The 22,087-nt window shown below is 42.8% G+C and carries 18 protein-coding genes; 12 read left to right on the top strand and 6 right to left on the bottom strand.

The window, feature by feature from the left end; genetic code table 11:
• Positions 1-30: 30 nt before the first annotated feature.
• Positions 31-690, bottom strand: a complete 660-nt coding sequence (locus tag NXR94_RS02700; RefSeq protein WP_258103031.1) for a hypothetical protein — start codon at positions 688-690, stop codon at positions 31-33.
• Between the two features lie 130 nt (positions 691-820).
• Between NXR94_RS02700 and recJ the strand changes: the two genes are divergently transcribed.
• The 3 genes from recJ (at position 821) to NXR94_RS02685 (ending at position 4,849) form a co-directional block, all read left to right on the top strand.
• Positions 821-2,524: a single-stranded-DNA-specific exonuclease RecJ gene (gene recJ / locus NXR94_RS02695; protein ID WP_258103030.1), complete on the top strand. Its 1,704-nt coding sequence runs from the start codon at positions 821-823 to the stop codon at positions 2,522-2,524.
• Between the two features lie 70 nt (positions 2,525-2,594).
• Entirely contained in the window at positions 2,595-3,326 is a 732-nt protein-coding gene (gene lptB, locus NXR94_RS02690; RefSeq protein WP_258103029.1) for an LPS export ABC transporter ATP-binding protein, read from the top strand.
• Between the two features lie 32 nt (positions 3,327-3,358).
• Positions 3,359-4,849: a GH3 auxin-responsive promoter family protein gene (locus tag NXR94_RS02685; RefSeq protein WP_258103028.1), complete on the top strand. Its 1,491-nt coding sequence runs from the start codon at positions 3,359-3,361 to the stop codon at positions 4,847-4,849.
• A gap of 109 nt (positions 4,850-4,958) precedes the next feature.
• Here NXR94_RS02685 and NXR94_RS02680 read toward each other — a convergent pair whose 3' ends face one another.
• Both NXR94_RS02680 and NXR94_RS02675 read right to left on the bottom strand, forming a co-directional pair.
• Complete coding sequence (locus tag NXR94_RS02680; protein ID WP_258103027.1) at positions 4,959-5,783, bottom strand: zinc-dependent peptidase; 825 nt, start codon at positions 5,781-5,783, stop codon at positions 4,959-4,961.
• On the bottom strand, positions 5,783-6,832 hold the full coding sequence (locus NXR94_RS02675) for an RluA family pseudouridine synthase (RefSeq protein ID WP_258103026.1): 1,050 nt from the start codon (positions 6,830-6,832) through the stop codon (positions 5,783-5,785). The genes NXR94_RS02680 and NXR94_RS02675 overlap by 1 nt, the downstream gene beginning before the upstream one ends.
• A gap of 29 nt (positions 6,833-6,861) precedes the next feature.
• Between NXR94_RS02675 and NXR94_RS02670 the strand changes: the two genes are divergently transcribed.
• From NXR94_RS02670 to NXR94_RS02660, 3 genes are read left to right on the top strand one after another with little or no spacing between them, the layout of a single operon-like run.
• Positions 6,862-7,764, top strand: a complete 903-nt coding sequence (locus NXR94_RS02670; RefSeq protein WP_258103025.1) for a 1-aminocyclopropane-1-carboxylate deaminase/D-cysteine desulfhydrase — start codon at positions 6,862-6,864, stop codon at positions 7,762-7,764.
• A 28-nt stretch (positions 7,765-7,792) separates the two neighbouring features.
• Positions 7,793-9,379, top strand: a complete 1,587-nt coding sequence (locus tag NXR94_RS02665; protein WP_258103024.1) for a hypothetical protein — start codon at positions 7,793-7,795, stop codon at positions 9,377-9,379.
• Positions 9,376-10,890, top strand: coding sequence for a DUF5723 family protein (locus tag NXR94_RS02660; RefSeq protein WP_258103023.1), 1,515 nt, complete (start codon positions 9,376-9,378; stop codon positions 10,888-10,890). The genes NXR94_RS02665 and NXR94_RS02660 overlap by 4 nt, the downstream gene beginning before the upstream one ends.
• Here the strand turns inward: NXR94_RS02660 and radA are convergent.
• Both radA and pheA read right to left on the bottom strand, forming a co-directional pair.
• The gene (gene radA / locus NXR94_RS02655; protein WP_258103022.1) at positions 10,887-12,254 is read right to left on the bottom strand and encodes a DNA repair protein RadA; all 1,368 of its coding nucleotides are present in this window, start codon (positions 12,252-12,254) and stop codon (positions 10,887-10,889) included. The two genes, NXR94_RS02660 and radA, sit on opposite strands and share 4 nt — an antisense overlap.
• Positions 12,255-12,271: 17 nt before the next feature.
• Entirely contained in the window at positions 12,272-13,336 is a 1,065-nt protein-coding gene (gene pheA, locus NXR94_RS02650) for a prephenate dehydratase (RefSeq protein ID WP_258103021.1), read from the bottom strand.
• 151 nt (positions 13,337-13,487) lie between these two features.
• Here pheA and glyA point away from each other — a divergent pair, with 151 nt between their 5' ends.
• Genes glyA through rpiB form a run of 3 tightly spaced genes read left to right on the top strand, consistent with a single transcriptional unit; the run spans position 13,488 to position 16,027 of the window.
• Positions 13,488-14,759, top strand: a complete 1,272-nt coding sequence (gene glyA, locus NXR94_RS02645) for a serine hydroxymethyltransferase (protein ID WP_258103020.1) — start codon at positions 13,488-13,490, stop codon at positions 14,757-14,759.
• 7 nt (positions 14,760-14,766) lie between these two features.
• Positions 14,767-15,600, top strand: coding sequence for a twin-arginine translocase subunit TatC (gene tatC, locus NXR94_RS02640; RefSeq protein ID WP_258103019.1), 834 nt, complete (start codon positions 14,767-14,769; stop codon positions 15,598-15,600).
• Positions 15,593-16,027 carry a ribose 5-phosphate isomerase B gene (gene rpiB / locus NXR94_RS02635; protein ID WP_258103018.1) on the top strand — a complete coding sequence of 145 codons (435 nt, stop codon included), beginning with the start codon at positions 15,593-15,595 and terminating at the stop codon, positions 16,025-16,027. Before tatC ends, rpiB begins: the two co-directional genes overlap by 8 nt.
• On the opposite strand, the gene NXR94_RS02630 is transcribed toward rpiB, so the two are convergent.
• Entirely contained in the window at positions 16,017-17,399 is a 1,383-nt protein-coding gene (locus tag NXR94_RS02630) for a hypothetical protein (protein WP_258103017.1), read from the bottom strand. The genes rpiB and NXR94_RS02630 overlap by 11 nt on opposite strands.
• 63 nt (positions 17,400-17,462) lie before the next feature.
• Between NXR94_RS02630 and rbfA the strand changes: the two genes are divergently transcribed.
• From rbfA to NXR94_RS02615, 3 genes are all read left to right on the top strand, one after another.
• Positions 17,463-17,849: a 30S ribosome-binding factor RbfA gene (gene rbfA, locus NXR94_RS02625; RefSeq protein WP_258103016.1), complete on the top strand. Its 387-nt coding sequence runs from the start codon at positions 17,463-17,465 to the stop codon at positions 17,847-17,849.
• 3 nt (positions 17,850-17,852) lie between these two features.
• Positions 17,853-19,079, top strand: coding sequence for an FtsX-like permease family protein (locus NXR94_RS02620; RefSeq protein ID WP_258103015.1), 1,227 nt, complete (start codon positions 17,853-17,855; stop codon positions 19,077-19,079).
• 75 nt (positions 19,080-19,154) lie between these two features.
• Complete coding sequence (locus NXR94_RS02615; protein WP_258103014.1) at positions 19,155-22,079, top strand: DEAD/DEAH box helicase; 2,925 nt, start codon at positions 19,155-19,157, stop codon at positions 22,077-22,079.
• Positions 22,080-22,087 lie beyond the last annotated feature (8 nt).

Raw genomic sequence — 22,087 nt, 5'->3', positions numbered from 1 at the left:
AATTACGATCAAAATTTTGTGTGTTAAAGCTTATCCCTCTTTTTCTATCCGCTCTTTTCCCTTCGGCTGGACTGCTTTGTCTTCTGCATGACTCGTTTTGTGTTTATCGTAGAGAACTTCCCAAAAAGGGTCTTGTAAGTCGGTGTATTTACCGTTGAATTCAGTAATGATGACCTTCACCGCATAATTCAATCTGTTGACCGCATCACGGTAATAATCCAGTCGATTTCGAGGATGAACAATAAAGAATTTAATGATCGGAAATGTGTTTTTTCGAAGGGTCCCCAACACGTTTGTAACATTTGGATTCTCCTTGCCCAATTGCTCTACCGCATTGCCTGTTTCCTTTCCCAACATTCGGAGAAGCTCTGCATAAATATTTCCTAACTCTCCACCCGTTTCCTCATTAACCCTTGCCTGACCTTCACAATACGCCTGCAAAACCCGCAGACTTGGTAGACTTTGGGTGGCTTCTATAAAAACATCCGGCTGCCAAAGGATATCACGAAAAGTGAAAATTTCCGGAAGAAGCTCCGTGTTGAAATCATTGTCATCTCGTAATTGCTGAAGGGTCTCTTTCGAAATACTATCCACCACGGCATTGCCTGCATGAAGCGCAAATGACCAGCCTTTCTCGTCATTTTTGATAATGTCCGCAAAATTCCAAACCTCACTTAATGTAACCCTCATAAAGATATGTCCGCTAGAAAATACAAATTAACCAATTCAATTCAATTAAAAGGGGGTATGGATCAAAAAGCCCCTACTTGAGAGACAAAATGAAACCTCTTATTTGATCTGATTTACCTAATTTCATCCCATGGAAAAAAGGTGGATGTACAAAAGGGTACCAAATGAGGAAACAGTGCAGGAATTGTCCACTTCCCTAAATATCAACACGACTTTAGCTCAATTAATTGCACAGCGAGAAATCAATACATTTGATGACGCGCGTGATTTCTTTAGACCGTCATTGGATCAATTGCACGACCCATTTCTCATGAAGGGAATGGAAAGGGCTGTAAACAGGCTTTGCGAGGCAATTTTCAACCATGAGAAGATACTTATTTACGGTGATTATGATGTCGATGGAACCACCTCGGTCAGCCTGGTTTATGGCTTTCTAAGAAAGTTTACGGACCAAATCGAATACTACATTCCCGATAGATATTCAGAAGGTTACGGTATTTCCGAAAAGGGCATCCATTATGCGAAGGACCAGGGAATCAACTTAATTATCAGTCTGGATTGTGGGATCAAAGCCGTTGAAAAAGCGGCTCTTGCCAAAGAACTTGGAATTGACCTGATCATCTGCGATCACCACCTCCCCGGGGACATATTACCTGACGCCTATGCGATCCTTGATCCCAAACAAAACGATGACGAATATCCTTATAAAGAATTGTCCGGCTGCGGTGTAGGTTTTAAACTTCTTCAGGGGTTTTGTATTCAAAATACCATTCCCATTGAGCTACTGTATGAGTTTTTGGATTTGGTAGCCGTTAGTATCGCCTCTGACATTGTACCTATTACTGGTGAAAACCGAGTGCTGGCACATTTTGGAATCAAAAAACTCAATCAATCACCCATCAAAGGACTGGCCTCGCTGATGGAGATCAGTAATTTGAAGCCTCCTGTATCGGTCTCTGATATTGTCTTTTACATCGGGCCAAGGATCAACGCTGCCGGTCGACTCACCCACGCAAAAGAATCTGTGAAGCTCTTGCTGGCCGAAGAAGATCACGATTTGGTAAATTTTTCTGATAGTCTCAATGCAAAAAATACAGAGCGGAAAACCTTTGATCAAAACATAACAAAGGAAGCCCTGGCAATGATTGAAGCGGATAGTCGGTTGGCAGATGCCAAAACCACTGTTTTGTTCAAAAATGACTGGCACAAGGGTGTCATTGGCATCGTGGCTTCACGCTGTATAGAAACCTATTACCGACCCACCATTATTCTTACCGAATCCGGCAATAAAGCGACGGGATCTGCCCGATCAGTAGAAGGTTTTGACATCTATGAGGCCATCTCCTCCTGTAGTGACCTCCTGGAACAATACGGAGGACATACTCATGCCGCAGGATTGACCTTGAGTCTTGAAAAAATTAAGGACTTCCAGCAGAAGTTTGAGGAGACCGTGGCATCATCCATTGCACCTGAGTTACTCATTCCCAAGCTGGATATAGATCTTGAAATCGACTTTGACTTTATCAACTTTAAGTCATACAACATTATTAATCAAATGGCTCCTTTTGGACCACATAACCTTCAACCTGTTTTCTCAACTAAAGAAGTTAGATGTGCTTTTGAACCGCGACTGTTGAAAGAGAAGCATTTGAAACTGAATGTGTTTCAAACGAACCCGAAAAACTCTTTTGATGCTATTGGATTTGGGATGGTCGGGTTTTATGAAGAGATTAAGTCTGGACGCCCCTTTAGCCTCGCTTATCACATTGAAGAAAACAACTTCAGAGGAAACAAAAGGCTACAGTTAATGATTAAGGATATAAAATTTGATTGATAAATTGCATGCGCAAAAGGTCATGGTTTCGTTATAAAATGCAAACCTTTCGGACAAACCGCAAAACGTCATGGAGCTAAGAGCAGATACACTCATTAAAAAATACAAGAAGCGAACGGTAGTAAAAGGGATTTCCGTATCTGTTAATCAGGGCGAAATTGTCGGATTGCTGGGTCCCAACGGAGCAGGTAAGACTACTTCGTTTTATATGATCGTTGGACTCATCAAGCCCAATGACGGTCACATCTTTCTCGACCAGGATGACATCACCGAACTGCCAATGTATCAGAGAGCGAAAAGAGGTATTGGTTACCTGGCTCAGGAAGCATCTGTCTTCCGAAAGCTTTCGGTAGAGGATAATATCATGGCGGTACTGGAAATGACCAAATTGAGCAAGGCAGAGCAAAAGGACAAGATGGAAAGTCTCCTGGAAGAATTCTCCCTGACCCACGTTAGAAAAAACCTCGGAATGGTACTTTCCGGGGGAGAAAGACGAAGGACAGAGATCGCTCGCGCCCTGGCCGTAGACCCCAAGTTTGTATTGCTGGATGAGCCCTTTGCCGGGGTTGACCCGATCGCTGTTGAGGAAATTCAGACCATCGTTGCCAAGCTAAAAGATAAAAATATCGGTATATTAATAACCGATCATAACGTAAACGAAACACTCTCAATCACTGACAGAGCCTACCTGATGTTCGAGGGCCGTTTGCTTAAAGCTGGTACAGCTGAAGAGCTGGCGGCAGATGAGCAAGTACGTCGGGTATATCTGGGTAAACATTTCGAACTAAAGCGGAAGATCTAGTGGAGTTTTTTAATTCGATATTAACCTGGGTGATGAAAAAGCGGATACATGATATCGAGCTTTTTATGAAATATCCCCATGAAGTTCAAAGCGAGATCCTCGAAGATTTGCTGGCTAAGGGTGCGTCCACGGAATATGGCGCAAAATATGGATTCAAAGACATCAGCACCCGCGAAGAGTTCAAGAATAACGTGCCTGTCGTGGCCTACGAGGATATTTTCCCTTACGTGGAACGGCTCATGCAGGGAGAGCAACACATACTATGGCCGAGTGAAACCAGGTGGTTTGCAAAGTCCTCTGGTACCACTAATGCCAGGAGCAAGTTCATACCGGTTTCTCCCGAAGCATTAGAAGATTGTCATTATAAAGGCGGAAAAGATCTCCTGTCCATTTATGTCAATAATTATCCGGAAACCAGAATGTTCACCGGAAAGAACCTCGTTATCGGAGGCAGCCAACAGGTCAATCAGTTTGACCGCAACGCCAGAAGCTATTATGGTGATGTTTCTGCGGTCCTGTTGAAAAACCTGCCGCTATGGGCGCAGATCGTTCGCACCCCTTCACTGGATATTGCTTTGATGGACGAGTGGGAAGAAAAGATCGAAAAAATGGCGCAGCATACGGCCGACGAAAACGTCACAAGTATGTCGGGCGTACCTACCTGGACCATCGTGCTTCTGGAAAGGATCATTGAATTAAAAGGCGCAAAAAATATTTTGGATGTATGGCCCAATCTGGAAGCATTCTTCCATGGTGCTGTTTCATTCAAACCTTACAGAAGCCTGTTTCAAAAGCTGATTCCTTCCCAACAAATGAACTATATGGAGACCTACAATGCTTCAGAAGGGTTCTTTGGAATTCAGGATCAGACAGACAGTCAGGATATGCTCCTCATGCTGGATTATGGTATCTACTATGAGTTTATCCCTACTGAAGACTGGGAAAGCGACAACCCCAAAACCCTCACCCTTGATGAAGTAGAAATTGGGAAGACCTACGCCGTTGTCATCACCACCAATGCGGGATTGTGGAGATATAAAATTGGAGACACGGTGCGATTTACGTCACTTTCACCCTACCGCATTAGAATCGCAGGACGAACCAAACACTTTATCAATGCCTTTGGCGAGGAGTTGATGATAGAAAACGTTACTGAAGCAATCGCCCATGCATGTGCCAAAACGGATGCCGAGGTTGCCAACTTTACTGCTGCACCGAGATACATTGAAGAAGGGCAGAAGGGTGGACATGAATGGATCATTGAATTCATAAAAGGACCAGATGACCTGGAGCGATTTATTAGTATCCTGGATGAAAAACTACGAGAAGTGAACTCGGATTATGATGCCAAACGATACAAAGATATTGCCCTTGAAGCTCCAATGATGCATGTGGTACCCAAGGGAACCTTTTATAACTGGATGAAAAAAAGAGGTAAACTAGGCGGACAGCATAAAGTACCAAGGCTTGCTAATCACCGCGAATACCTGGAAGACTTATTAGAGATGCTGGAGGTCGTTTGACAACATAGATTTTTCACTAATAGTCCTGCCCGTCCAAAAATGTCAGGAATAATAAAAACAAAAACTGGTTCAATGCATCCCGCTTGGACCTTTTTTTTAGAGGTGGCTGTTATACCAGATACGCCCTATAATCCAAAGGGTCCTGGTTAAGTAACTGACAGGTGAGCTGGTAAAGCCTCAAATTGGATACTTTAAATTCCTCAGGGCGTTCAAAAAAATTTTCAATAACCACAGCGAAAAACTCGTGATCATTGGTTGCGGCATATGCTCTGAAAATACTCGGCTCACCATCGTTGATTCGAATAGCTTCCAGTCGAGTCTCCCTGGTAAAGCCGGAAATCAGCTTTGAATCTAAAAAACTAAACTCGCTGTTACGTGTATAATCTTCTATTTTCAAGGCATGGGCCATTTCGTGTAGGCCAAGGTTTCTTCCATCATTGGGATCAAGATACCCTTTCACAAAATTGTCCCATGTCAGAACCAGTATTCCTGTTGAATTGGCCTCTCCTTTATGATAATGTCCTGTAATGTTCGAAAAGTACGGTTCTGGATAAATGTATATATCGGTGAAATGCTCAAGGTAAATAGTAGGCAGTCCAAAGGTAACCTGTATGGCCGATGCACCAATCAATGCCTTCATCTCGGGCGTAACCTCTTTCAGCTCTCCCTTTGGTTCAAAGTTCTTTTGATCAATGAACTTCTGAAGTCTTTTTTCGAAGGTTTTCCTCTGCCTGAACCCTAGCTGTTGATAAAAACTAAATTTGTTTTGAATAATGTCCTTGTATTCAGAGCGAAGAGGTTTTATTAGCCAGTTAGTGTTTCTTCTGTCTCCTAAGAAGTAATCGAATATGGACCAGAATACCTGGAGGAAATTTACCAGGGCAAAAATAATAATCCCAGCAAGAACGAAAACCAAAGCTATTACTGGGGCCATTAATCTTCAGGATTATCAGTAAAATTCACATAGCCCCTCCATTTCTCCAGTACAGTTTGAAAGTCTTCGGGAAGCTCCGAGTCAAACTGCATAAATTCTTTCGTAGCCGGATGAACAAACCCTAACGTTTTTGCATGTAAAGCCTGTCTCGATATTGCTTTGAAACAGTTCTGAACAAACTGTTTGTATTTGGTAAAAACCGTTCCCTTGATAATTTGATCTCCGCCATAAGTGGCATCGTTGAAAAGTGTGTGCCCAATCCACTTCATGTGTGCCCTAATCTGATGTGTACGTCCGGTTTCCAGGTTACACTTCATTAAACTGACATACCTCAAATCTTCCATTAATTCCCAGTGAGTGATGGCATTCTTACCAAAATCACCATCAGGGAATGCCGTGGTCACGCGTCTATCCTTTAGGCTTCTGCCCACATTGATATGAATAGTGCCATTCGGTTCTTCCGGCACCCCCCACACCAAAGCATAATATGTTCGCTCAATGCTATGATCGAAGAATTGTTTGGCCAAACCATTCATGGCTTTCTCTGTTTTTGCAATCACCAATAACCCGGAAGTGTCTTTATCAATACGATGCACTAGTCCTGGTCGTCCCTCGTTACCCTGCATTTCCGGAAGATTTTGAAAATGATAGGCCAGCGCATTTACCAATGTGCCAGTCCAGTTTTGATAAGCCGGGTGTACTACCATTCCCGCTGGCTTATTCACCACCAGTATATGCTCATCTTCATGAATGATGTTTAAGGGAATATCTTCGGGAACCACCTCCTCATCCCTTGGTGGCTCAGGCAAGAAAATGGACACCTCATCTCCGGGATGCACCTTATAATTCGGCTTTACCGTATCTCCATTCACCTTCACAAAACCGTCTTTGATCCCCGCCTGAATTTTACTCCTTGTCACATTAGGCAGCCGATCCATCAAAAATTTATCCACACGAAGCAATGTCTGCTTGGGATCCGCAGTAATCACCTGATGCTCATAAAGTTCATCCGATGAATCATCAGAGAACCCGTTTTGCTCATTTTCCATGCGGCAAATTTATCTAACTTGCCTTTATCATGCCCGACTTCTCGCCAGTACAAAGTCTGTTACTTCCCGAAGCACAAAATCAACGCATTGAAGTCCTTATTAAAAGGGATGACTTGGTTCATCCCACAATTATGGGCAATAAATGGCGAAAACTGAAATACAATCTAGAGGTAGCCAAAAAACTTGGAAAGACTACATTACTAACCTTCGGAGGTGCCTTTTCCAACCATATACAAGCCACAGCCATTGCCGCAAAAGAATTTGGGTTCGAAAGCATCGGCTACATTCGGGGAGAAGAACTCACTTCGGAAAGCAACATCACCTTGCGTGAAGCCTCTAGAAATGGCATGGAACTCAAGTTTGTAACGAGAACTGAATTTCGCGAAATAAAAAAAGATTTAAAGACCATGGAAATCAGGCACCCAAATGCCTATGTCCTCCCCGAAGGCGGAACTAACAGTCTGGCCATCAAAGGAGCAATGGAAATCGTTGAGGAAATCAAGGAAGAGAAGTATGATTTTTTGGTTTGCCCGATAGGTACCGGCGGAACGATGGCGGGTATACTAAAAGCCCTCCCTGAGGAAAAAAAAGTAGTTGGGATTTCCAGCCTGAAGGGTGATTTCATCCATCAAGAATTCGAAAAACTTTTAACCGACCACGCAATAACCAAGGACAATTATTCGATATTAAATAAGTATCATTTTGGAGGCTATGGGCGCACATCTTCGGAACTTATCAAATTCATTAATACCTTTAGGGCTGAATTTGGTGTAATGCTTGACCCGGTATATACGGGCAAAATGATGTTTGCCGTTCGTGATTTAATAAAAAACGGCTTTTTTCCTGAACAGTCTAAGGTGATAATTATTCATACTGGAGGCCTTCAGGGCATTGAAGGATTTAATGAAATGAAGGGGAAAATGATCCTCTAATTCATTATCTTTCAGAAATTTTAAACAGGTGAAAAGGTTAATTTGCTACATTCTTCCAGTGGTTATGCTTTGGCTGGTTGGGTGCAATGCCGATGAGTTGGTTGTCAAGAATCTTGAAGGTCCAACGCTTAATACTGGTGTTGCTGTCCCCATCGGAAGTATAAGCTATACACTTCGCGATCTGATCGATGATGCCAACATTAATGTTGATCTTCAGGAAGATCCAGAAACCTCCCTCTTTTATGTAGTTTATCGTGATACGGCTGAATTTGACTCCGGCCAGGAAATCGTTAATATTCTAGATGTCTCCAACAATGACACCATTAATGTCGCAGGTACAAATATTGCTGTGTCTACAGAAGTTATCAATCTGGACACAACTTTGAGAATGTCATACACCGCAGAAAACGGTGAACGTCTGGATCGTGTTTATTATAATGCCGGAACAGCCACATTTTCTATTGTTAACAATATTGCCGACCCGGGAGTAAGTGTTACTTATGTGGCAACAATCCAGGGGACTAAACTAGCTTCGAATGACAACCCAATGGTTTTTACAGAAACGGGGCCCGGATCACAGTCACTCGTTGGATACTATTCTGAATTCGTACAATCAGGAGATAGTAATGTCTTCTTGGTTGATTTGAATATTGAAATAACTGTTCAGGCAGGTAGCAACATCCCGCCAGGGTCTGAATTTGCCGTCAACGTTCTATACGCCAACCAGCAGTTCAGCCAATTATATGGTGACTTTGGACAAGATACCTTGAATGTAGGTAATGAGACTTTAGGCATATCTTTCTTCGATGACTTCGACAACGATGCCATCATTTTTGGAGACCCTACCCTTACCTTCGATTTTCGAAACAGTTTTGGTATACCACTAGAAGTTGACTTTGGCGGTTTATATGGACTGAAAACTGAGTTTCCCAATGACACCGTCTTTATGTCAGGACCCATCGTGAACTTGGGGCCGGTTATTGAAGCTCCCGGGGCCATAGGTGAGACCGAGACGTCCGTTATCACTCTCAATAACAAAAACTCCAATTTGGTGAACTTTCTGGCCACAGCGCCCAATGAGATTGGATTCGATTTTAATACGATTACTAACCCAAGAAATTTGGATATAGATGTTCAGGACTTCGTGCTGGATACCAGTCATATTACGACCTACATCGAATTGAATTTGCCACTCACTGTTCAACTTATTGACCTTGTGGAAGAAGTTGGTTTTGGCCTGGATAGTGGTCTTAACTTCCCGGAAGTAGATTCATTGGTAATACGTATTATTACAATCAACGAACTGCCATTCTCAGGACAGATGGATCTTGAAATTTATGACCTCAACGATAACCTGGCCTTCATTGCTCCGGGGCATTTGGCTTTTGAAATCCCATTCCTAAACACAGATGGAACGCTAAAGCAAGCGAGAAAACATATAGAGGACATACCAATCACCAGAGCGGGAGTAGAAGCACTTAAGAGTGGCAAAAAACTAAATTTAAAAATGACCTTAAACACTCCAGGAAGTGGGATATATGTAAAAATGTTGGCTGATTATACACTTGATATTAAACTTTCCGCCCTTGGATTGATATCCGTTGATATAAAGTGAAAAAACTTGGTGCCGTCATATTGACCCTTTGTTTATCGGGATTGAGCCTCGTTCACGCCCAAACCAGTCTGTCATTTTATCAGCTGGGTGGAACCACGTTTCAAAACTCCAGCTACAATCCCACGCATCTACCGGATGGTAAGATTTTCTTCGGTCTGCCAGTGCTTTCAGGTATTCATCTTAACTATAATAACAGGCTGGGATATAGTGAGGTAATCGCAACGAACCCCGAAACAGGTAATCCAAAAATATATCCCAGAACTGCCCTGAAAGCGATGGGAAATAATAACCTGATAAGGGTGCATTCGACCATCGGACTTTTACATCTTGGTGTCAGACTTAATAATGGTCTCTCCATTTCAGCCTTTGCCAATGAACGGTTTGAGTCTGATGTCTTCTTTACCCAGCAAACCATTAAATTTTTTGTAAAGGGAAATAACTCATTGATTGATCAACGGGTTGAGGTGGGTAAAAACAGAGCGAACATTTCGCATTTCAGAGAAATAGGGCTGGGAGTTACGCTACCATCACCTGATTTTCCTGTAGTCATGGGTGCCCGGCTTAAATATCTGCAGGGCTTCACCAATGTCAGTACTCCAGGCAATCAATCTGCCTTTGTGAGCACTTCGGCTGAAAGCTATGATATCACGGGGGAACTGGAAGGTGCTATGCTCAGGACTTCAGGTATGGACCTGATCGGAGATGGATCACATTATGGATTTAATAAAAATACCGGTTTTGCCGTAGATTTAGGATTTGAGTGGCAAATGAACAAATACAATGTTATCTCAGGGTCTATCGTTGATCTGGGTTTCATTTCCTGGAAGGAGGACATTAAGAACCATTACTTACAGGACACAACTTTTTCCTATACCGGTGTTGACCTGAATCAACTAAACAATGTTCGAAAAACCATCCTCGATACTTTAGCGGGTCATTTTAAAAAGAGGAGTAACAATAACAGCTATACCACCTTGCTTGGAACAAAGATATTTGCCAGCTGGGTGTACCATACTCCCTACCCTGGCGGAGACGTTGTTTCCAGTATTGGAACGAGATACCTTCAGGGAAAACTGAATACCATGCTAGGAGTGGGGTACCGGCAAAGGTTCGGAAACTTTTTTGTTGGGTCCGTGAACCTTACCAAGCTCCCTCAGCAATTTTTCAACATCGGTTCCAGCTTTGCTGTTCAGGGTGGCCCGGTACAGTTCTATATGGCGGTAGATCAGGTGGTTAATTTTGATCTGACCAAATTTCAGGCATTTGATGCGCGCGTAGGGATCAATTTTGTAATCCGGCAAAGAAGCTCCGGAATCACTGGAGGTGGGGCGATGACCACCTTTGATAAAAATAAGAATGATACAAAAAGAAAGTCGTCCGGAGGTGCCAAAAATCAGAGCTTCATGGGCTCAAAAGTGAAGGTGAGAAGTAATGATGGCATTTACAATGTCATACCAAAACAGAAAAGAAGGAAGAAAGAGGAGTACTTCCCTAACAACGATCCGAATTAACGAAACAAAGCCTCAAAAACCTCAGATAGTTTTCCGTGGGCCTTCACATTAATTTCAAACTTTTTCAGGTCCAGTCCTTTAATGTTATGCTTTGAAACATAAATTTCTTCAAAACCTAGTTTAGCTGCTTCTGATATTCGGGATTCTATGCGATTGACTGCTCGAATTTCTCCGCCCAAACCAACTTCTGCTGAGAAGCACGCCTTTTCAGGAATCGGGACCTCATCAAATGAGGAAAATATGGAGGCGCAAATAGAAAGGTCCAACGCCGGATCATTCACTCTCAACCCTCCGGCTATGTTTAAAAATACATCCTGTGCACTCAATCTAAGCCCAATTCTCTTTTCAAGTACAGCCAGGAGCATGTTCAGCCGCTTCACATCCAATCCTGTGGTACTCCGCTGAGGGGTTCCATAAGTTGCCGGGCTCACCAAAGACTGCACCTCGATTAACAAGGGTCGGTTTCCTTCCATGGTGGCGCCGATACCTACACCACTCAGGAATGCCTCTCGCGGGGAAATAAGAACTTCAGATGGATTAGTAACTTCTCGAAGACCGGCCTCACGCATTTCAAAAATCCCCAATTCAGAAGTTGATCCAAATCGATTTTTTGAGGTTCGAAGAATCCTATAAGTCAAATGCCGATCGCCTTCAAACTGGAGAACGGTATCCACCATGTGCTCCAGCACCTTAGGGCCAGCAATAGCTCCATCTTTATTCACATGGCCTACCAGCATTACCGGTGTGTTGGTCTGCTTCGCATATTTCATCAATCGACCGGTGCATTCTCTTACCTGAGAAATAGATCCAACCGAGGCTTCAATATCATCCGAATAGAGTGTTTGGATTGAGTCAATAACCAGCAGATCTGGTTTCATATGGTTTGTCTGATTCAAGATTTCGACCAATGAAGTTTCCGCCAGGAGAAAACAAGATTCTGACCTTATCCCAATACGTTCCGCCCTCATTCGAATCTGCTCCAGGCTTTCCTCACCGGAAACATATAACGTTTTAATTTTCGGAAGGCGAATGGTCATTTGAAGTAGTAGGGTCGACTTACCAATGCCCGGTTCGCCTCCTATTAGTACCAGCGACCCTGGAACGATGCCTCCGCCCAGTGTTCTATTTAACTCCGTTGATCCGGTATTGATCCTGTTTTGCTCATCAAAGGTGACATCCTGAATTTTTTGCGGGCTCTGCCTTTCCCCATTGCCATGCCACACCTCTCGTGAACTCGCAGTGGCCTTTTGAACTAACTCCTCCACGTAGGTATTCCATTCGCCACAAGACGCACATTTTCCCACCCATTTGGGAGAATTGGCCCCGCAGTTTTGACAATAGAAAGTAGTTTTGGTTTTAGCCACACCAGTATATCATAAGATCAACAAATCTGAACGTAGCTACCCAGCCAGGTAATATGATCCAAATAAGGTTTGATGGTATTCTGAACATTCGGGTCGTTAAAGTGGCCTTCAAACTCCACAAAAAACACGTATTTGAAAGTCGTTCCCTGCTTCGCAGGACGGCTTTCAACCTTGCACAGGTTGATCCCGGCATTTTGGAATTGCTGTAAGAACCGCACCAAGGATCCCGGTTCATCGGGCAAGTTGGCAATGATGGAAGTTTTATCCTCACCGCTCGGCTCATTCACAAAATTCTGACTGATGATCAAAAATCTTGTTTGGTTGTCTGCCGAGTCCTGAATGTTATTATAAAGTATTGGCAGCTCGTATTGCCTAGCCGCAATCGGAGCACAGATCGCCGCAGCATTATCTTCTTCCAAAGCAATTTTGCATGCCTTGCTGGTGGAACTAACTGGTTTCAGCTCAACAGAATGATTAAAGTAGTCCTCAAGGAAGTTTTTGCATTGTCTAAAAGCAATGTCCCTTGAATAAACCACCTTGATATTTTCGAGATTTTCCTCTTTGGATGCAAAGGCAAAATGTATTGGTAATACGATCTCTGCGGCGATGGTTAATTTATGCCTGGCAAGAAAATCGATAGTTTCCTGAACCGTGCCCTCCTGATTGTTCTCAATTGGGATCACCCCAAAACGGGCTCTTGAAGTTTTTACCGCTTCAAAAACCGAAGAAATGGAATCCAATGGGATGTAGTCACTCATGGCACCATACCTGGATTCAGCAGCCTGATGTGTAAAACTGCCCTCTGGCCCTAAATAGGCGACACGCTCGGGCAACTCATAATTTCGGCTCACAGCAAATATTTCCAAAAATATCGCTTCAATAGCCGCACGATTAAGCAGCCCCCCTATACTATTAGCCTCCAGACGATCAATGATTGCCTTCTCTCTTTCAGGTCGGTAAATGGCTGTATTGCTGTCTCTTTTGAATGACCCGACCTTCTTAACCACCTCCATTCTTTTATTCAGGAGATTGATAAGTTCATCATCCAATTGGTCTATTTCCTTGCGCAGTTCCTCAAGCATCCGTATTCAGTCAAAAATCAAAGTTTGCCCTAAAATTATGGTATTACAATCAGTGTGGAAAATCTGATTGTTAAAGTGACCGCAACCTACTAATTTTGCCGCTTTAAAAACCACCTCCCATTCTTCCTCGAATTGGGGCAAATTTTTCAAAATGACTAGAGACGAAAAGGTTTTCCAACTAATCAATCAGGAGCAAAAAAGACAAGAAGAAGGTATCGAGCTTATCGCTTCTGAAAACTTCACTTCACCACAGGTAATGGAAGCTCAGGGGAGCGTACTTACCAATAAATACGCAGAAGGACTGCCCGGAAAGCGATATTATGGTGGTTGCGAAGTGGTAGACGAGGTAGAGTCTCTGGCCATAGAAAGAGCAAAAGAGCTTTTCGGAGCTACCTGGGCGAACGTTCAGCCTCACTCAGGTGCGCAGGCAAATGCGGCTGTCTTTTTGGCTTGCCTGAATCCGGGAGATACCATCCTTGGTTTTGATTTATCCCATGGTGGTCACCTTTCGCATGGGTCACCGGTCAACTTTTCAGGAAAATATTTTGATGCCAATTTTTACGGAGTAGAAGAAGATACCGGGCTCATTGATATGGATAAAGTTGAGGCAAAAGCCAAAGAGGTGAAGCCTAAAATGATTATATGTGGTGCATCTGCCTACTCAAGAGACTGGGATTACGAAAGATTCCGCGCTATTGCGGACGAAGTGGGAGCAGTGTTGTTGGCTGATATTTCTCACCCGGCAGGATTAATTGCACGTGGTCTATTGAATGACCCACTTGATCATTGTCATATAGTAACCACCACTACGCACAAGACTTTAAGAGGGCCAAGAGGTGGTCTGATCATGTTAAGAGAAGATGGAGAAAATCCATTTGGCATAACCACTGCAAAGGGAACTGTAAGAAAGATGAGCTCCATTTTGGACTCAGGAGTTTTCCCTGGTATGCAAGGTGGGCCACTTGAGCACGTCATCGCGGCAAAGGCGGTTGCATTTGGTGAGGCGCTATCTGACGATTATATGAACTATGTGCTTCAGGTTCAAAAAAATGCCAAAGTTATGGCTCAGGCATTCGTAGATAAAGGTTATAAAATCATCTCCGGCGGTACCGACAATCACTTGATGCTGATCGATCTTAGATCAAAGGGACTTACCGGAAAAGATGCTGAAAATGCTCTGATCAAGGCAGACATTACAGTAAATAAAAACATGGTTCCTTTCGATACGCAATCGCCATTCATAACTTCAGGAATGAGGGTTGGAACTTCCGCTGTGACAACAAGGGGAATGAAGGAAGATGACATGGTTAAGATTGCTGACTTTATCGACACGGTTTTAACCAATCATGAAAACGAGGCAAAAATTGCTGAAGTTAAAGCGGCCGTGAACAATTGGATGAAGGAATTCCCTTTGTACCAATAATTAGCCTATGCCTTTAGACCAGATTGAAGAGGAAAGTGAGATGGGCTTTCTCGATCACCTCGAGGAGCTTAGGTGGCATATTATCCGTTCGCTGATAGCAATTGTTGTTTTTTCTATCGCGGCGTTTATTGCCAAAAGCATCATCTTCCATACGATCATTTTAGGTCCTTCCAGAACTGATTTTTGGACGTATAGGATGATGTGTGAGCTTTCGCAGGTGTTGCAGCTCGATGCATTGTGCATAGACGATCTGCCCTTCACACTTCAAAGCCGTCAAATGACGGGTCAATTCACGATGCATATCACTGCGTCTTTTGTGGTCGGTTTGATCTTTGCCTTTCCATATGCCTTTTGGGAAATCTGGCGGTTTATTAAGCCAGGACTCTACCCTAAGGAAAGAAATGCAACAAGAGGTGCCACTTTTTTCGTGAGCGTGTTGTTCATGATAGGAGTGTCATTTGGTTATTTCATTGTGTCACCGCTTTCAATCAACTTTTTGGCGGGATATCAGCTCGACCCATCTATTATTAATGAGTTTGATATCATATCCTATGTCACCACCTTAGTGATGCTCGTAATGGGATGCGGATTACTATTTCAGCTTCCGATTGTGGTCTATTTTCTGACCAAGGCCGGACTACTTTCACCGAGCCTGATGATTCGATTTAGACGACACGCGATTGTCGTGATCCTTTTATTGGGAGCCATGCTCACCCCTCCTGATCCGTTTAGCCAGGTATTGGTGGCGATCCCGCTCACGGCCCTGTATGAAATTGGTATCTTTATATCCAAGAGAGTAACAAAACGAGAACTATCAACAGAGATAATAGCAAATGAGTAAGAAAATAGCAATAGGTGGTGACCATGCCGGCTACTACTACAAAGAGAAAATGGTTGAGTGGTTGAAGAACAATGGTTACGAGGTAAAGGACTTTGGACCCTATTCGACAGATTCTGCTGATTACCCAGACTTTGTACACCCAACCTGTGAAGCAATAGAAAAAGGTGAGTACGATTTCGGTGTGCTAATCTGTGGTTCCGGGCAGGGTGTTACGATCACTGCCAACAAGCATCAGGGAATCAGAGCTGCATTGTGTTGGGACCGTGATATCGCAAAAGTTACACGGGAACACAACAACTCTAATGTTATTTGCTTTGCAGCAAGGTTTACAGCTTACGAACTGGCTGAAAGCATGGTAGAGACTTTTATTAACACCCCTTTTGAAGGAGGCCGACACCAAAGAAGAGTAGACAAAATCAACTGTTAATTTTGACATAGGTGTCTGCTGACACCTTTTTGTATTGCTCCTCAAGATCAGGAAACCGTTCAAATATCAACGGGATTTTATTCCATTCATCAATGATCATTTCTGCATTTGATCGGCTCAGGACATCATAAAGCTGTGAGGCCTGCTGATAATAATCCAGGCCCTCCAGCCTTTGTTGACCAATATATCCATCGATAAAGGGTCCGCTAATTTTACTTCCCTCGTACCTTGTAAGATCTTCACCAAGGATCATCAGTCGAACAGGCTCTCCGGGCTGATCTATTTCCTGCGTTTCCACAAAATATTCCTGATCACTACCCTGAAGCAAATAATATGGATAAGCTAGCAGTGAGAAAAGAATTAACGTCGGAATCACCAGCTTAAAGATCCACCGTCTCAAGCCCATAAGGTAGTAAGCAAGAAAATAGGCCATCGGCGCAATGAAAAAGACCAGGCTCGACCCGGTGATCTCTCTGGAGATAAGCAGAGATGCCCCCGCTGCAATTAAAAACAACATCATCACCCGCATTACATTCACCTGAAAATTAGTAAAACGAGAAGTGACAAACACGGTCAGTGACAGCACCAGCACGGCAAGCAGGACATAAGAGAATTCAAGAAGTTCGCCATAAGACAACAAAAAGTCCTTAGGCTTGTTGAAGCCCGCTACTACAAATGAACTCCAGAAATCATCGATAGCACCGAACCAAAAATAGTAGGCAGCAATAATCAAAAAGATCATCGCAAATCCGTAAACAAAAAGTAGCAGACGCCTTAGAATGGCCGAAGTGAAGATTACCAGCGAAAATAGGAATATGATGAAATAGATAATCGCTGGAAGATAAAATGCCGTAGCCAGGCCAATGTAAATGCCCGCATAGAGAAACAATTCGTCCGTAGCGATATTATCAATTCTTCGGAATATTTGATTAAGTGAAAGGATAATGAAGGTCAGACTCATCAATTCTGGAGACAGCACAAAAAAATCCGTGCAGGAAGACATTAAAATCACATATAAAAATGCGGGTAAATAACCGTTCTCGTCATAAACCTTATTCTTCAACAATATTGAATTAAGTATCCCTGCCTGAATAATCACCAGAAAAGAGGAAAACACCACATGCACCCAATAACCTGCTCCAAAAATGACATTCAGCCATTTATAGATCATTGCCGAAAGAGGAGCTGTGTAATCAAATGTTTCTTTATACATGATCCAACCATCTCCCAGCCTCTCCCCAAGCAGAAGAAATTTGAGGGTCTGCAAAGACATTGGCATTCCGGGGATTGTCCAGATCAATCTAATCGCTACCAGGATCAGAAATATCCAGATCAATCGATAAGGGTCATTTTTTCTAAAAAACTTAATCAAGCTGAGTTTGTTGCAGAATTGTGCAGCTCGAAATTAACAAATTAATTATGGATATTTGCCGATATGATGCAGGGTAAAAGACAACACAAATACGCGCGACAATTACAAAAAGACATGGGCGAAATCTTCCAAAAAGACCCACGACATTTTTTTGGAAAAAGCCTGGTCACGCTGACGGGTGTAGAAGTTTCTCCTGACCTAAGCTTTGCTAAACTCTTTTTAAGTGTTCTTCCGATCGCGGACGCTGACGATGTCTTTTTCAGGCTCAACGAGATGAAAAGTGAAATACGGAAGTTGTTAGGAAATAAAATTGGCAAGCAGGTACGCATCGTTCCGGAAATAGCCTTTTTCCACGACGACACGGAGGAAAAAGCTTCCCACCTCGACCGTCTTATTGATAGTTTAGATATCCCATCATCTGATTCCGATGATGAAAATGATGACGACTAATCTGTGAAACTTGCTTATTTCATAGCCAGAAGGTATTTCCTATCCAAAAAGAAAAAGAGCTTCATCAATGTGATCTCGATGATCTCGATGGTAGTCGTCACTACAGGCACCATGGCCCTGATCATCGTTCTCTCCGTTTTCAATGGTCTTGAAGGGCTTCTTCGATCGATTTACGGAACAGTAGACCCCAATCTTGTGGTGAGTGCCTCCATAGGAAAATCATTCGAGTATTCTGAGGCCATGAAACAGCGTATTGCTTCCATTGATGGAGTGGAGGTTATTACTGAAGTCATAGAAGACAATGCTTTATTAAGATATAATAACAGTGAGCGCGTAGCTCGACTGAAAGGTGTCAGCGAAAATTTTCTCACGCAGGGAAGACTGGACCAAAACATCGTTTATGGCGAATTGAAGCTCCGCGATGGTGACATCAACTATGCCATTATGGGTCGGGGCGTTCAATACGATTTATCGGTCAACCCGGGAAGTGAATTTTATAGTATCCAGGCTTACTATCCGGACGATGTGGGGCCGGGTGTAACCAACCCTGAAAGTTATTTCAGAGTCAAAAGCATCATGCCGGGAGCAATATTTGCGATCGAAAGTTCTATCGACAACAACTATGTTTTCGTACCGGTAGAATTTACAGAGAGCCTGTTCCGCTACCGTGGAAAGCGCACCTCACTGGAAATAAAAGTCTCCGATGACGCTACCGCTGAAGAGGTTAAAGCCAACCTGCAACAGACATTGGGAGAAAACTTCATAGTTCAAACCAGCGATGAAATTCACAGTGACCTTTATAAGGTATTGAAAATAGAAAAATTATTCGTTTTTCTCATCTTTTCTATCATCATTGCCATTGCCTCTATCAACATATTTTTCTCTCTTACGATGTTGGTCATTGATAAGAAAAAAGACGTAGCCATTTTAATGGCACAGGGAGCCAGTCATAAGCTGATCAGAAATATTTTCCTAATTGAAGGTTCCATAGTGGCATTTGCAGGGGCCTTTATAGGGTTATTTTTAGGTATTGGCATTTGCTATGCCCAACAGTATTTCGGATTCATCTCCACCGGTACCCAAACGACCATCATGCAAGCTTATCCCGTAGAAGTTCAATGGATGGACGTGATCCTGACGCTTGTCTGCATCGTGGTTATCACCCTTTTGGCAACAATACAACCTGCACGAAGCGCTTCCCGTTTAGGACAGGAGAAATTAATTCAGTAATACTACTTAGTAACATCTGTCATTGTTATTTCAGCTAAAATCTTTAGATTAGAAGCTTGCTCAAGTTAGCATTTCATGAAAGTAGCACCCGATCGACCGTTTCAAATTATTTACTCGTTATACGAGCATGAATACCTCGGATACCTGTTCGAGTCTTTTGTGGTTCAGCTTAACGAGAAAGGAAATCTCACTTTTTCTCATCAAAACATCTCTGCGCAGAATGCTTCGGAGTTTGATAGTGGACTGGATGAGCTGGATTATGAATTGATCCAGTTTATTGATGAAATCCAGCAAACTGCAGTGGTTAACAAGTTTCAAAAACGAAAGTTGAAGCCAAGTGAGTTTTTCATCAAAACTTATGACCCGGACAATGGTGATAAACTTCTTCAGAGTGAAATTGAAAGCTACATTGAAAGGAGAAGGGCGAAAATACTTGAACGTCTTGCGGGAAAAATGCTTTTCGAAATGGGAAAAGATGGTGAACCGACCTGGAAGCAAATTCAAATTGCTGAAGAAAGGGCAAGTGTTCTGTTCCATTTTCGAAGAAATGAAGATAACACCCATTATTTTCCTACCATTAAGCTGAAGGAAGAAAAGGTTCATTTCTATCAGAATGAAAGCTACCTACTTTGCAACGAGCCTGCCTGGATGGTGGCAGACGATACGCTTTTCACCTTTGAAAAGCCTGTAAATGGGAGTAAGATCAAACCCTTTCTGAAAAAGAAATTCATTCTCATCCCAAAAAACGTTGAGGACACCTACTACCAAAAGTTTGTCGCTCCATTAATTGCATCCTTTGATGTTTACGCCAAAGGTTTTGAGATTAAAACAGAGCAATTGACGCCTGCGCCGGTATTAACCTTTTCAGAGTTGGCAGAAGTAAAGGCTGAAACTCTGTTCAGTGATGGAAAAAAGAACGGTGTTACGGATGAGCTGAGTAAAATCCTTTTTGAGCTAAGCTTCAAGTATGGAACATATTCCTACAAAGCGGATAAAATCAAAAATGTAAGTGTCTCAGTGGAAAAGCAGGATGATAGCTATGTCTTCCACCGTGTGAAACGCGACACCGATCAGGAGAAAAAGATCATTGACAGGATCAACAAAACCGGCCTGCTCCTAAAAAGTAGCAGATCTACTGTTGAGAAGAATCAGGCCATATCATGGCTCAATTCAAACCTGCCTATCCTGAAAGAATTGGGGGTAGAAGTACGTCAGCAGAATGATAAGGTAAAGCGTTACTTTCTCGGTGAAACAAGCATCAACCTCGAAATCTCCGAAAACATTGACTGGTTTGATATTAAAGCGGTTATTCGCTTTGGGGAATTTGAAATTCCTTTTGCGACCATCAGAAAGCAACTGATGAAGGATAAACGTGAGCTGCTCCTTCCGAATGGGGAATATGCGGTAATTCCGGATGAGTGGGTAACACAATACAGCGATCTGTTTGCCTTTTCAGAAGAAAACCAGGATCAACTTAAGCTTGATAAAATACACGTCTCCCTTGTTCAGGAGTTGAGGGATGGCTCCTCTGTGAAAGTGGCCATGACTAAAAAACTTGAGAAGTTGATGGGCTTCTCAGAAATTGAAGATATCGAGCCACCAAAAGATTTTAAAGGAGATTTACGACTATACCAGCAGGCCGGCTTTAACTGGCTACAGTTCCTGAATGAATACGGTTTTGGTGGATGTTTGGCCGATGATATGGGTCTTGGAAAAACAGTGCAAACCCTGACTTTACTTCAAAAGGAAAAAGAACAAAATCCGGGAAGCACTTCGCTTCTGGTCATGCCTACCTCTCTGATTTACAACTGGGAAATGGAGGCCAAAAAGTTCACTCCGAAATTGAAAGTGCTCAATTACACAGGGACCACGAGGAACAAGGATATCAACCGACTGGCGAAATATGATGTGGTCATCACCAGCTATGGAATTACTCGTATGGATGCCCCATTGCTGAGTGAGTTTTATTTTAATTATATCATTCTAGATGAGTCCCAAGCGATTAAAAACCCGGATTCTATAATAGCCAAGGCAGTTAATACGCTTAAGTCAAGAAGAAAATTGATCCTGACGGGTACCCCGATCGAAAACAGCACCATGGATCTTTGGTCCCAGATGTCGTTTGTGAACCCGGGGCTTCTGGGGAGTCAGAAATATTTTCGTGAAAAGTATCTGATCCCCATTGAGAAGAAAAAGGATATTGACCGTACCCGAAAATTGAATGCGCTGATCAAGCCTTTCATTCTACGGCGAGAAAAATCACAGGTAGCCAAGGATCTGCCGGAGAAAATTGAAAACGTTAAATATTGCGATCTTTCTCCATCACAAAGAGAATATTACGATCGAGAAAAAAATAGCTACAGAAACCAGATCCTGGATATGATTGAATCTGAGGGAATCCAAAAATCTCAGATGTTGCTATTACAGGGCTTGAACAGGCTTCGACAAATTGCGAACCACCCGGCAATGGTGGATCCGGATTATGATGGTGATTCAGGAAAATTTGAGGACATCACCTATATGCTTTCTAATGCACTGGGGAAAAATCATAAAATCCTCGTCTTCAGCCAGTATGTAAAGCATTTGAAATTGTTGGAAGACCACCTGCAAAAGGAAAAGATCACTTATGCCTATTTGGATGGCTCGGTAAAAGACCGTCAATCCGAAGTAGAAAAATTTCAAAATGATCATAAAACGCGTGTTTTCCTAATATCTCTGAAAGCGGGAGGACTTGGTCTCAACCTGACAGAAGCAGATTATGTCTTCTTACTAGACCCATGGTGGAATCCGGCAGCTGAGGCACAGGCTGTAGACCGTGCCCACAGAATTGGACAGAAAAACACGGTATTCACTTATAAATTCATAGGAAGAGATACAGTGGAAGAAAAAATCCTGATGTTGCAGGAGTCCAAACTTAAATTGGCGAGGGATCTTATTACCATTGAGGAAAGCTTTATCAAGAGTTTGACCAAGGATGATATTACCAAGCTTTTTGACTAGGCGGGAAG

This window comes from Marinoscillum sp. MHG1-6 (genome assembly GCF_024714475.1).
Taxonomy (GTDB): domain Bacteria; phylum Bacteroidota; class Bacteroidia; order Cytophagales; family Cyclobacteriaceae; genus JAMZMI01.
This window is presented reverse-complemented; position numbering and strand designations above follow the sequence as displayed.